9 protein-coding genes are annotated in these 12206 nt (G+C 54.1%); 4 read left to right on the forward strand and 5 right to left on the reverse strand.

Annotated elements, in window-relative coordinates:
• Positions 1-8 precede the first annotated feature (8 nt).
• Positions 9-4469, reverse strand: coding sequence for a glutamate synthase large subunit (gene gltB, locus JQ822_RS07950; protein WP_213133035.1), 4461 nt, complete (start codon positions 4467-4469; stop codon positions 9-11).
• A 687-nt stretch (positions 4470-5156) separates the two neighbouring features.
• Between gltB and JQ822_RS07955 the strand changes: the two genes are divergently transcribed.
• From JQ822_RS07955 to mtgA, 4 genes are all read left to right on the forward strand, one after another.
• Positions 5157-6086, forward strand: coding sequence for a TIGR01212 family radical SAM protein (locus JQ822_RS07955; protein ID WP_213133036.1), 930 nt, complete (start codon positions 5157-5159; stop codon positions 6084-6086).
• A 94-nt stretch (positions 6087-6180) separates the two neighbouring features.
• A complete protein-coding gene (gene arcB, locus JQ822_RS07960; RefSeq protein ID WP_213133037.1) occupies positions 6181-8517 on the forward strand; it encodes an aerobic respiration two-component sensor histidine kinase ArcB in 2337 nt (778 codons plus the stop codon).
• 229 nt (positions 8518-8746) lie between these two features.
• The gene (gene elbB / locus JQ822_RS07965; RefSeq protein ID WP_213133038.1) at positions 8747-9400 is read left to right on the forward strand and encodes an isoprenoid biosynthesis glyoxalase ElbB; all 654 of its coding nucleotides are present in this window, start codon (positions 8747-8749) and stop codon (positions 9398-9400) included.
• Positions 9397-10116: a monofunctional biosynthetic peptidoglycan transglycosylase gene (mtgA, locus tag JQ822_RS07970; RefSeq protein ID WP_213133039.1), complete on the forward strand. Its 720-nt coding sequence runs from the start codon at positions 9397-9399 to the stop codon at positions 10114-10116. The genes elbB and mtgA overlap by 4 nt, the downstream gene beginning before the upstream one ends.
• Before the next feature lie 48 nt (positions 10117-10164).
• On the opposite strand, the gene npr is transcribed toward mtgA, so the two are convergent.
• The 4 genes from npr to hpf all read right to left on the reverse strand — a co-directional run bounded on the left by npr (position 10165) and on the right by hpf (position 12196).
• On the reverse strand, positions 10165-10437 hold the full coding sequence (gene npr, locus JQ822_RS07975) for a PTS phosphocarrier protein NPr (RefSeq protein WP_096755498.1): 273 nt from the start codon (positions 10435-10437) through the stop codon (positions 10165-10167).
• Positions 10434-11288 carry an RNase adapter RapZ gene (gene rapZ / locus JQ822_RS07980; RefSeq protein ID WP_003025085.1) on the reverse strand — a complete coding sequence of 285 codons (855 nt, stop codon included), beginning with the start codon at positions 11286-11288 and terminating at the stop codon, positions 10434-10436. Before rapZ ends, npr begins: the two co-directional genes overlap by 4 nt.
• 45 nt (positions 11289-11333) lie before the next feature.
• On the reverse strand, positions 11334-11825 hold the full coding sequence (ptsN, locus tag JQ822_RS07985) for a PTS IIA-like nitrogen regulatory protein PtsN (RefSeq protein ID WP_003025083.1): 492 nt from the start codon (positions 11823-11825) through the stop codon (positions 11334-11336).
• An 83-nt stretch (positions 11826-11908) separates the two neighbouring features.
• Positions 11909-12196: a ribosome hibernation promoting factor gene (gene hpf / locus JQ822_RS07990; RefSeq protein ID WP_003025078.1), complete on the reverse strand. Its 288-nt coding sequence runs from the start codon at positions 12194-12196 to the stop codon at positions 11909-11911.
• Positions 12197-12206: the final 10 nt, after the last annotated feature.

The following is a 12206-nucleotide window of genomic DNA, read 5'->3' on the forward strand; positions in this document are numbered from 1 at the left end:
ATGACCCCTTACTGCGCCTGCACACGCAGCTCGGCTGCGCTACGACTACGATGACCCAACAGTGCTTTCACATCACTGGACTTCGGTTTAACCAGCGCGAATTTCGCCGAGAATGCCGGCCAGTTGGCCAGGATCTCTTCCCCGCGTGACGAACCGGTATGCTGAACGTGCTCGGTGATAAGCCCACGCAGATGCTCTTCGTGGATAGCCAGTGAGTCCACGCTCAGGACTTCGACCAGTTCAGGGTTGACGCGTTTGCGGAATTCTCCGTCTTCGTCCAGCACGTAGGCGAAGCCGCCCGTCATGCCTGCGCCGAAGTTAACGCCCGTCTTACCGAGAATGCAGACGATGCCGCCGGTCATATATTCACAGCCGTTGTCGCCAATGCCTTCTACCACAGTGATGGCGCCGGAGTTACGTACCGCAAAGCGCTCACCCGCACGGCCTGCGGCAAACAGACGACCACCGGTGGCACCGTACAGGCAGGTGTTGCCGATAATGCTCGCCTCATGGCTGCGGAAAGCAGAGCCAACCGGAGGACGCACTGCCAGCAGGCCACCCGCCATACCTTTACCGACATAGTCGTTGGCATCGCCGGTCAGATACAGCTCCACGCCGCCCGCGTTCCACACGCCAAAGCTTTGGCCTGCGGTGCCGCTGAAATGCGCTTTAATTGGGTCAGAAGCCAGCCCCTGATCGCCGTGCGTCTGAGCGATATACCCCGACAGCGATGCGCCGACTGAACGATCGGTGTTGCGGATATCGAACCAGAAGGTTTTGCTCTGGCGCTCATCTACAAACGGTTTTGCCTGTTGCAGCAGCTGTGCGTTGAGCACGCCGTTGTCAAACGGCGGGTTGTTCTCGGTGCAGTAAACCGCTTTGCCTGGGTGAGGTTGTGCGGTTTCCAGCAGGTGAGACAGCGCCAGCTTCTGCTGCTTGGCGGTAAACCCTTCCAGCTCTTTGAGCAAGTCGGTGCGACCAATCAGATCCACCAGGCGTTTTACGCCAAGTGAAGCCATCAGCTCACGGGTTTCACGGGCGACAAATTCAAAGTAGTTGGTCACTTTGAACGGCAGGCCGTGGTAGTGATTTTTACGCAGTTTTTCATCCTGAGTTGCCACGCCGGTTGCGCAGTTGTTCAGGTGGCAAATACGCAGATATTTACAGCCCAGCGCGACCATCGGACCGGTACCGAAGCCAAAGCTTTCCGCGCCCAGAATTGCCGCTTTGATGATATCGACGCCGGTTTTCAGTCCGCCATCGACCTGTAAACGGATCTTGTGACGCAGACCGTTAGCTACCAGCGCCTGCTGGGTTTCCACCAGCCCCAATTCCCACGGGCAACCGGCGTATTTCACCGACGACAGCGGGCTGGCACCGGTACCGCCGTCGTAACCGGCGATGGTGATCAGATCCGCATAGGCTTTCGCCACACCGGTGGCGATCGTGCCGACGCCCGGTTCGGAAACCAGCTTCACGGAGATCATCGCCTTCGGGTTAACCTGTTTCAGGTCGAAAATCAGCTGTGCTAAGTCCTCGATAGAGTAGATATCGTGGTGTGGCGGTGGGGAGATTAAGGTCACGCCCGGCACTGAATAACGCAGCTTGGCGATGTACGGGGTGACTTTGTCCCCCGGCAGCTGACCGCCTTCGCCCGGCTTCGCGCCCTGCGCGACTTTAATCTGGATGACGTCGGCGTTGACCAGATACGCCGGAGTCACGCCGAAGCGACCAGAAGCGACCTGCTTGATGCGCGACACTTTGTTGGTGCCGTAGCGAGCAGGGTCTTCGCCGCCTTCGCCGGAGTTGGAGTTACCGCCGATGCTGTTCATCGCTTCGGCCAGCGCTTCATGCGCTTCCGGGCTTAACGCGCCGATAGACATGGCTGCGGTATCAAAGCGTTTAAACAGTTCGGTTGCCGGTTCTACGTCGTCAATACTTATCGCTTCATCGCCAGGGGCGATGGCGAGTAGATCGCGCAGCGTGGCCGCCGGGCGCTCGTTTACAAGCGCGGCATACTCCTGATAGTCGCTGTATTCGCCGCTTTGTACCGCCTGTTGCAGCGTGCGCACTACGTCCGGGTTGTAGGCGTGATATTCACCACCGTGGACGTACTTCAGCAAGCCACCCTGGCTAATGGGTTTGCGCGCCAGCCAGGCATGTTTGGAGAGATTCAACAGATCCTGCTGGAAGTCGGTAAAGCCCGCGCCGCTGATGCGGCTGACCACGCCCTGGAAGCACAGCGCCACCACGTCGTCGTGCAGGCCCACGGCTTCGAACAGCTTCGAGCAGCGGTAAGAGGCAATGGTCGAAATGCCCATTTTGGACATGATTTTGTATAGACCTTTGTTGATGCCGTTACGGTAGTTCAGCATCACGGTGCGATAATCTTTGGCAATCGCCTGAGTGTCGATCAGACGTCCCAGCGTTTCATACGCGAGGTACGGATAAATGGCCGTCGCGCCGAAGCCCAGCAGCACGGCAAAATGGTGTGGGTCACGGGCGCTGGCGGTTTCAACGATGATGTTGGCGTCGCAACGCAGGTTTTGTTCTACCAGGCGTGTTTGCACCGCACCCACCGCCATCGGTGCCGGAACCGGCAGGCGGTTTTTGGCGATGTTACGGTCAGAGAGCACCAGCAGCACCGTGCCGTTACGCACCATCTGTTCGGCCTTATCGCACAATGCTTTGACGGTTTCTTCCAGCGTGGTTTCGCTTACGTCGAAGGTGATATCCAGTCGATCAGCGCGATAATGCTCTTCTTTCATGGTGGTGAGCTGGGTGAAATCGGAGTACAGCAGGATCGGCGATTTAAAGCTCAGGCGGTGTGCCTGGCCTTCCGCTTCACAGAAGACGTTCATCTCACGACCGATGCTGGTGGCCAGTGACATGACGTGCGCTTCACGCAGCGGGTCGATCGGCGGGTTGGTGACCTGCGCGAACTGCTGGCGGAAGTAGTCGTAAATGATGCGCGGCTGGCTGGAAAGCACGGCAAACGGGGTGTCGTCACCCATGGAACCGACCGCTTCCTGACCGTTTTCACCGAGCACGCGGATCACGGAGTCCAGCTCCTCAGCGCTGTAGTTAAACTGTTTCTGGAAGCTGGCGAGGGTGTCATCGTCCAGTTCACGGCTGCCGACCTGATCGTCAGCCAGGTCTTCGAACGGCACCAGACGACGGACGTTCTTTTCCATCCACTCTTTGTACGGGTGGCGGCTTTTCAGGTCATCATCGGTTTCGGCAGAGTGCAGAATACGCCCGCTGCGGGTATCGATAACCATCAGCTCGCCAGGGCCAACACGGCCTTTCTCAACCACTTCATCCGGCTGGTAATCCCAGATCCCGACTTCAGAGGCGCAGGTAATCAGCTTGTCTTTGGTGATGACGTAGCGCGCCGGGCGCAGGCCGTTACGGTCAAGGTTACAGGCGGCAAAACGGCCGTCAGACATCACAATGCCTGCCGGGCCGTCCCACGGTTCCATGTGCATAGAGTTAAAGTCAAAGAACGCGCGCAGCTCCGGGTCCATATCCGGGTTGTTCTGCCAGGCCGGTGGAACCAGTAAGCGCATGGCGCGGATGATGTCCATCCCGCCTGCCAGCAGCAGCTCAAGCATGTTATCCATCGAGCTGGAGTCGGAGCCGGTTTCGTTAACGAACGGTGCGGCATCGTGCAGATCGGGGATCAGCGGCGTCTGGAACTTATAGGTACGGGCGCGCGCCCACTGGCGGTTACCGGTAATGGTATTGATTTCACCGTTGTGCGCCAGGTAGCGGAACGGCTGCGCCAGCGGCCAGCGCGGTACGGTATTGGTGGAGAAGCGCTGGTGGAACAGGCAGATGGCCGATTCCAGACGCAGGTCCGCGAGATCCAGGTAAAAGCGCGGCAGATCCGCCGGCATACACAGACCTTTATAGATATTGACCAGATTCGACAAGCTACAAACGTAGAAGTCTTTATCGTCCTGGAGGCGTTTCTCGATGCGGCGACGCGCGATAAACAGGCGGCGCTCCATATCGCGTGGACGCCAGCCCGCAGGGGCGTTGACAAAAATTTGTTCAATACGGGGTAGGGAGGAAAGGGCGATTTCACCGAGAACACCATCGTTGGTCGGCACGTCGCGCCAGCCGACAATCGACAGAGTCTCCTGCTGTAATTCTTCTTCGACGATGCGACGAGATGCCGCCGCCAGCTCAGTGTCTTTATTTAAAAAGATCATGCCGACCGCGTAGTTTTTGGCTAAACGCCAGCCGCGCTCTTCGGCAACGATGCGGAAAAAGCGATCGGGTTTTTGTAATAACAGGCCGCAGCCGTCGCCGGTTTTACCGTCAGCGAGGATGGCTCCACGGTGCTGCATACGGGCCAGTGCGTGTATGGCGGTACGCACTACCTTGTGGCTAGGTTCGCCTTCTATGTGGGCGATCAGGCCGAAACCACAGTTATCCTTCTCAAGGGATTTATCGTACAACATATCAGTGAACCTCCCCAGGCTCTGCGGGACACCGCTCCGATACCGTTTGCGCACAGGCACACCAAGAGCATGGCGACGGGGGTTGCGCGTTATACGCTTACCTCGCATTCGCCCTCTTTAATCCTTTTCGCATAGGTCAAACAAGTTTGAGGACTTGCTTCAGAGGGAATCTCAATTACTGCATAAATATGATGAGCAGGCTGCTCATCCAGAAAGCTTCCAGCGGATTTCCACGTTATCGGGAATCCACACACAGGTCAAATGGCAATCTTATTTATGCAAAAATGTGCTATAGGTCGATTAACATTATGAATGTATTGAAAATAATGGTGTTTTTACATTGATTTAACGCACGGGGAGTGGAGGGGGAAGTGTGATCTGTCTCACTGTAAGAAAGGCCTGTTATCGCTTGTCCTCCCTTTGTTTATCGCGATTTTTGGCATTTTATGCTGGTTTGTAGAGTTTGCGCGTCTTAAAGATACTGTTTTTATTCGTGGGCCGTCAGAAGATAAAAAAAATCACAGGATATAAGGAAAAGTAATCATATTTTGATTGAATGAAATTTCGATAATTTTGATTTGTTATGCAATAAATAAAAGCACGCCAGGGCGATTGATCCAGGTCATCGCCGACTGGGGCTAAAAATGGCAGGCTTTGGCCTCTTTTCAAGGCGCGGTCTATCAGATTATGCAGTTACAGAAATTAGTCAATATGTTTGGTGGGGATCTTTCTCGTCGTTATGGGCAAAAGGTTCATAAACTCACGCTGCACGGCGGGTTTAGCTGCCCAAATCGTGATGGCACCATTGGACGTGGCGGGTGCACCTTCTGTAATGTCGCCTCTTTTGCCGATGAGGCGCAGCAGCAGCATTCCATTGCTGAGCAGCTCGAACATCAGGCACAGCTGGTGAATCGCGCCAAACGCTATCTGGCCTATTTTCAGGCTTATACCAGCACCTTTGCTGAAGTGCAGGTGCTGCGCTCTATGTATCAACAGGCGGTCAGCCAGGCCAATATTGTCGGGCTATGCGTCGGGACGCGTCCCGACTGCGTGCCGGAGGCGGTGCTCGATCTGCTTTGTGAGTATAAAGACCAGGGCTATGAGGTATGGCTGGAGCTCGGTCTGCAAACCGCGCATGACAAAACGCTGCACCGTATTAACCGCGGCCATGATTTTGCCTGCTACCAGCGCACCACACAATTGGCGCGAGAGCGCGGGCTGAAAGTGTGCTCGCATCTGATTGTCGGCTTGCCGGGGGAAGGGCAGGCAGAATGTCTGCAAACGCTGGAGCGCGTGGTGGAGACCGGCGTTGATGGCATTAAGCTGCATCCGTTGCATATCGTGAAGGGCAGCATTATGGCGAAGGCCTGGGAGGCCGGACGTCTGAGCGGTATTGCGCTTGCCGATTACACGGTAACCGCCGGTGAAATGATTCGCCATACCCCACCGGAGATCATCTATCACCGTATTTCCGCCAGCGCCCGTCGCCCGACGCTGTTAGCGCCATTATGGTGTGAGAATCGCTGGACCGGGATGGTCGAACTGGACCGTTATCTCAATATCAACGGCGTGCAGGGATCTGCCCTCGGACGCCCCTGGAGTCCGCCGACAGCATAGTGCTGTGAGGGAAATAACGCATTTCTTGCACAATCTTAAACGTCACGCCGAGAATTGAGTATTATTGTGCCAAGTTGTCGTGAAGGAACCCTCTATGAAGCAAATTCGAATGCTGGCGCAGTATTATGTCGACCTGATGATGAAGTTAGGTCTGGTGCGATTTTCGCTGCTATTGGCGCTGGCTTTGGTGGTGTTGGCAATTGTGGTGCAGATGGCTGTCACCATGGTGCTGCATGGCCAGGTAGAAAGTATTGATGTCATCCGCTCTATCTTTTTTGGCCTGTTAATTACCCCCTGGGCAGTCTATTTCCTTTCAGTGGTGGTGGAGCAACTGGAGGAGTCCCGACAACGCCTGTCACGACTGGTAGAAAAGCTGGAAGAGATGCGCGAGCGCGATCTCAAGCTCAACGTGCAGTTGAAGGACAATATTGCACAGCTCAATCAGGAGATAGTCGAACGTGAAAAGGCGGAAGCAGAGCGCCGGGATACGTTTGAACAGCTTAAAGTTGAAATCAAAGAGCGTGAAGAAGCGCAGATCCAGCTTGAGCAACAGTCTTCATTTTTACGTTCTTTTCTCGATGCCTCGCCGGACCTGGTGTTTTATCGCAATGAAGATAAAGAATTTTCCGGCTGTAACCGTGCGATGGAGCTGTTGACCGGGAAGAGTGAAAAGCAGCTGGTGAATTTAAAACCGGCTGATGTTTACTCCCCTGAGGCGGCTGAGAAGGTTATCGAAACCGACGAGAAGGTATTCCGCCATAATGTCTCGTTAACTTATGAGCAATGGCTGGACTACCCGGACGGGCGTAAAGCCTGCTTTGAAATTCGTAAAGTCCCTTACTATGACCGCGTCGGTAAGCGACACGGCCTGATGGGCTTTGGTCGTGATATTACCGAGCGTAAGCGCTACCAGGATGCGCTAGAACGCGCCAGCCGCGACAAGACCACCTTCATCTCAACCATCAGCCACGAACTGCGTACACCGCTGAACGGCATTGTCGGCTTAAGCCGGATCCTGCTGGATACGGATCTGACCGCTGAACAGGAAAAATACCTGAAAACTATCCATGTTTCCGCCGTGACGTTGGGGAATATTTTCAATGATATTATCGACATGGATAAGATGGAGCGGCGTAAAGTTCAGCTCGATAACCAGCCGATAGATTTCACCAGCTTTATGGCCGATCTGGAAAACCTCTCCGGCCTGCAGGCGCAGCAAAAAGGGCTACGCTTTGTTCTTGATCCGACATTGCCGCTGCCGCATAAGGTCATTACCGACGGAACGCGTCTGCGGCAAATCCTGTGGAATCTGATCAGCAACGCCGTGAAGTTCACCCAGCAAGGGCAGGTCACCGTGCGGGCGCGCTATGACAAAGGCAACATGCTGCATTTTGAAGTGGAAGATTCCGGTATCGGTATTCCGCAGGATGAGCAGGACAAAATCTTCGCCATGTATTATCAGGTGAAAGACAGTAATGGCGGTAAACCGGCCACCGGTACCGGGATTGGCCTTGCCGTATCGAAGCGTCTGGCGAAAAACATGGGCGGCGATATTACGGTTTCCAGCCAGCCGGGGAAAGGCTCCGTCTTTACGCTGACCGTTCATGCCCCTGCCGTCGCCGAAGAGATTGAAGACGCCTTCGAAGAAGACGACATGCCGCTGCCTGCTCTGAATGTGCTGCTGGTGGAAGATATTGAACTGAACGTCATTGTCGCCCGTTCGGTGCTGGAAAAACTGGGCAACAGCGTGGATGTCGCCATGACCGGGAAAGCCGCGCTGGAAATGTTCCAGCCGGGTGAGTACGACCTGGTGCTGTTGGATATTCAGCTGCCGGATATGACGGGCCTGGATATCTCCAGAGAGTTGACGCAAAAATACGTGCGGGAAGAGCTGCCGCCGCTGGTGGCACTCACCGCCAACGTTTTGAAAGATAAAAAAGAATATCTGGAAGCAGGTATGGATGACGTGCTGAGTAAGCCGCTGTCAGTACCGGCGTTAACCGCCATGATCAAAAAATACTGGGATACCCAAAACAAAGAGGAGAGCACTGTGACATCTGAAGAAAGCAGTAAATCGCAAGCGCTGTTAGATATTCCCATGTTGGAACAATACCTCGAGCTGGTGGGACCGAAGTTAATTACTGACGGGCTGGCGGTGTTCGAAAAGATGATGCCGGGATATTTGAGCGTGCTGGAGTCCAATCTGACCGCGCGTGATAAAAAAGGCGTTGTTGAAGAAGGCCACAAAATCAAAGGTGCGGCGGGGTCAGTCGGTCTGCGCCACCTGCAACAGCTGGGCCAGCAAATTCAATCACCGGACCTTCCTGCCTGGGAAGATAATGTGGGTGAATGGATTGAAGAGATGAAGCAGGAGTGGCAGCACGACGTGGCAGTATTAAGAGCCTGGGTGGCGAGCGTGGAAAAAAAATGACCCCGGCTTAACCGGGGTGCGCGAATACTGCGCCAACACCAGGGAAATCGTGGCTGCGCCGTAAATTATTATCATTGTTTACAAGGGCGCAGCCCTATTTTTCAGGCCGCACGCAGTTAAGATAGCAAATCTTAAATAATTTGTTACATGAATCAGTTAAATGTGTGAAGCGTAGCATTTTAATAAGAATTATTAATATGCTTCAGCCAGTTGCGAAAGGAGTATCACGATGAAAAAAATTGGCGTAGTGCTCGGCGGATGCGGTGTGTATGACGGCTCGGAGATCCATGAGGCCGTGTTAACGCTGCTGGCGATTGCCCGCAACGGAGCTCAGGCCATCTGCTTTGCGCCCGATAAACAACAAGCCGATGTGATTAATCATCTGACGGGCGAGCCTATGCAGGAAACCCGCAATGTCCTGATTGAGGCTGCACGTATAACTCGTGGTGATATTCGCCCCCTTGCTCAGGCTGTCTCTACGGAACTGGATGCGCTGATTGTGCCCGGCGGGTTTGGTGCGGCGAAGAATCTGAGTAATTTCGCCAGCCAGGGCAGCGAATGTCGGGTGGATAGCGACTTAGCCGCACTGGCGGTAGCCATGCATCAATCCGGTAAGCCGTTGGGGTTTATGTGCATTGCACCCGCCATGTTGCCCAAAATTTTTGATTTCCCGCTGCGTCTGACCATCGGTACGGATATCGATACGGCAGAGGTGCTGGAAGAGATGGGGGCAGAACATGTGCCTTGTCCGGTCGATGATATCGTGGTTGATGAAGACCACAAAATCGTGACTACGCCCGCTTATATGCTGGCGCAGGATATCGCTCAGGCGGCGAGTGGTATCGACAAGCTGGTATCGCGCGTACTGGTGCTGACTGAATGAAAAAAGGAGTGACCGCCTTTTTACGGCGTATTTTTCTGCGGGCGGTTATTGTCCTCGCCGTGTTCTGGGGTGGGGGCATCGCGCTTTTCAGTGTGATGCCAGTACCTTTCTCGGCGGTAATGGTTGAACGACAAATTAGCGCCTGGCTACACGGCGATTTTGGCTATGTGGCACATTCTGACTGGGTCAGTATGGATGAGATATCGCCGTGGATGGGGCTGGCGGTCATTGCCGCAGAAGACCAAAAATTTCCTCAGCATTGGGGATTTGATGTTACCGCGATAGAAAAAGCGCTGGCGCATAATGAGCGCAATGAAAACCGCATTCGTGGGGCGTCGACGCTCTCGCAGCAGACGGCAAAAAACCTCTTTCTCTGGGACGGGCGCAGCTGGGTGCGTAAAGGTCTCGAGGCCGGGCTCACGCTGGGCATGGAAACGGTCTGGAGCAAGAAACGTATTCTGACCGTTTATCTGAATATCGCGGAGTTTGGCGACGGTGTATTCGGCGTAGAGGCGGCGGCGCAACGTTATTTTCATAAACCCGCCAGTCGCTTGAGTCAGTCAGAAGCGGCATTGCTGGCAGCGGTGCTGCCAAATCCCCTGCGTTTTAAGGCGAATGCTCCATCAGGCTATGTGCGTAACCGTCAGGTGTGGATCATACGGCAAATGCGTCAGTTAGGCGGTGAGTCGTTTATGCGGGAAAATAAGCTGTATTAACGGGTTTATTGCCGGATGTGGCGAGACAGCCTTATCCGGCCAACGGGACTAGTCTTCGTCAAATCCCGAATTAAACAGCGCAATCACCGCTGCCAGGGCTTCAACTTCCTGTGGACCGGAGGCTTCAACCTCTATCTGGCGACCTTTGGCGGAATCCAGCATCAGCAAAGCAATCACGCTGTTCGCTTCCGCCTCTGTGCCTTCATCGTTACGCAACAGCACTTCCGCTTCGAAACCCTGCATTAATTCAAACAGCTTCATGGCTGGCCGGGCGTGCATGCCCAGCTTATTGGTGATTTCAACAGTTTGCTTCACGGTCATGATTTGCGTTTTTCCAGCGTACGATGGCGTGACTGTACGTTTTTACCGCGTGAACGGAAGTAGTCTGCCAGCTGCTCTGCAATATACACCGAACGGTGTTTCCCGCCGGTACAGCCGATGGCTACGGTGAGGTAGCTGCGGTTGTTGGTCTCCAGCATGGGTAACCATAGCTCAAGATAGCTGCGAGTCTGGTAGATAAAATTGTGTACTTCTGTGTGACGGTCGAGAAACGCGGCGACAGGGCGGTCAAGACCGGTCATTGGACGCAGTTTAGGGTCCCAGTGCGGATTCGGCAGGAAGCGCACGTCAAAGACGTAATCCGCATCAATGGGGATACCGTGTTTGAAGCCAAAGGACTCGAATACCATGGTCAGTTCACGTTCACGCTTGCCCAGCAGTCGGGTACGCAACATTTCTGCCAGTTCATGAACGGACATTTCAGACGTGTCGACGATCAGGTCAGCGCGGGAGCGCAGCGGCTCCAGCAAGTCGCTTTCCTTATCAATTGCGCTTTCCAGAGATAAATTTTTGCTGGAGAGTGGGTGCAGTCGACGGGTATCACTGTAGCGGCGGATTAGCGTGTTACGGTCAGCATCAAGGAACAGCAGCTGCGGCGAGAAACCTTCAGGCAGGTTATTCATTGCCTGCTCGAAAATTTCTGGCGACTCTGGCATGTTGCGCACATCAATGCTGACGGCCGCAGAAATTTGGCGATCGGCCAATGTACGGGCCAGATCGGGCAACAGCACTACGGGAAGGTTATCCACGCAGTAAAAACCCATATCTTCCAGCGCACGCAGGGCGACCGATTTGCCTGACCCTGAACGACCGCTGACGATCATCAGTACCATGTACTGTTTCTCCTCACAACGACAAAAAAGGATGCCATTGGGTTGTTATGCTTCATCCTGTCCACCTTCGGTGTCCGTGATGATTTGATACAGCTCCTGGTCACTCTGCGCGGCGCGCAGGCGACGACAGATGGTTTTATCTGCCAGACGTTTTGCAACCAGTGACAACGTGTGTAGATGCGTCTTGGTTTGGTCTGCCGGAACCAGCAGAGCGAACAGCAGATCAACCGGTTGATTATCAATGGCGTCGAAAGCGATAGGCGTTTCGAGTTGCACAAATACACCGACTGCGCGCATTGTGTCTTCTTCCAGCTTTCCGTGCGGAATGGCAATACCATTGCCGATGCCGGTACTGCCCATTTTTTCACGCGTCAGGATGGCTTCAAATACCACCTGAGAAGGCAAGCTGAGCTGCTTTGCCGCCAGTTCACTGATGATTTCCAGTGCGCGTTTTTTGCTTTGGCAGTGAACGCCAGCGCGTGTACATTCCTGGTTAAGAACAGTGCTCAGTTGTAGAGTCGTATCGTTATTTGTCATAATTTCACCTAAGCGCTAACTGTACAAATGGCCCGTTGTGGTTCACAACAGGCCGTCCTGCACCCGCTAACTGCCCGGACAAGTTAGTGCTGTTTCAGTTTATCTTTATGTTTTGTTAACTGCCGAGCCAGTTTATCAATTAAACCGTCAATGGCGGCGTACATATCCTGACCTTCCGCGCTGGCATGAATTTCGCCACCGTTCACATGCAGTGTTGCATCCGAGATGTGTGTCACCTTCTCCACCTTCAACACAATATAGACCTGATTAATCCGGTCGAAATATTGCTCAAGTTTGGCGAACTTTGTGTTCACAAAGTCGCGCAGGGCTTCAGTGATTTCGACGTTGTTTCCAGTGATGTTGAGCTGCATAGTGTCTTCC

It is taken from the genome of Citrobacter sp. FP75 (genome assembly GCF_018342065.1).
In the GTDB taxonomy this organism is placed as follows: Bacteria; Pseudomonadota; Gammaproteobacteria; order Enterobacterales; family Enterobacteriaceae; genus Citrobacter.

Excerpts from the sequence above, each read along its gene's own strand:
- gltB (WP_213133035.1), bottom strand. The coding sequence starts at position 4,469 with ATGTTGTACGATAAATCCCTTGAGAAGGATAACTGTGGTTTCGGCCTG.
- JQ822_RS07955 (WP_213133036.1), top strand. The coding sequence starts at position 5,157 with ATGCAGTTACAGAAATTAGTCAATATGTTTGGTGGGGATCTTTCTCGT.
- arcB (WP_213133037.1), top strand. The coding sequence starts at position 6,181 with ATGAAGCAAATTCGAATGCTGGCGCAGTATTATGTCGACCTGATGATG.
- elbB (WP_213133038.1), top strand. The coding sequence starts at position 8,747 with ATGAAAAAAATTGGCGTAGTGCTCGGCGGATGCGGTGTGTATGACGGC.
- mtgA (WP_213133039.1), top strand. The coding sequence starts at position 9,397 with ATGAAAAAAGGAGTGACCGCCTTTTTACGGCGTATTTTTCTGCGGGCG.
- npr (WP_096755498.1), bottom strand. The coding sequence starts at position 10,437 with ATGACCGTGAAGCAAACTGTTGAAATCACCAATAAGCTGGGCATGCAC.
- rapZ (WP_003025085.1), bottom strand. The coding sequence starts at position 11,288 with ATGGTACTGATGATCGTCAGCGGTCGTTCAGGGTCAGGCAAATCGGTC.
- ptsN (WP_003025083.1), bottom strand. The coding sequence starts at position 11,825 with ATGACAAATAACGATACGACTCTACAACTGAGCACTGTTCTTAACCAG.
- hpf (WP_003025078.1), bottom strand. The coding sequence starts at position 12,196 with ATGCAGCTCAACATCACTGGAAACAACGTCGAAATCACTGAAGCCCTG.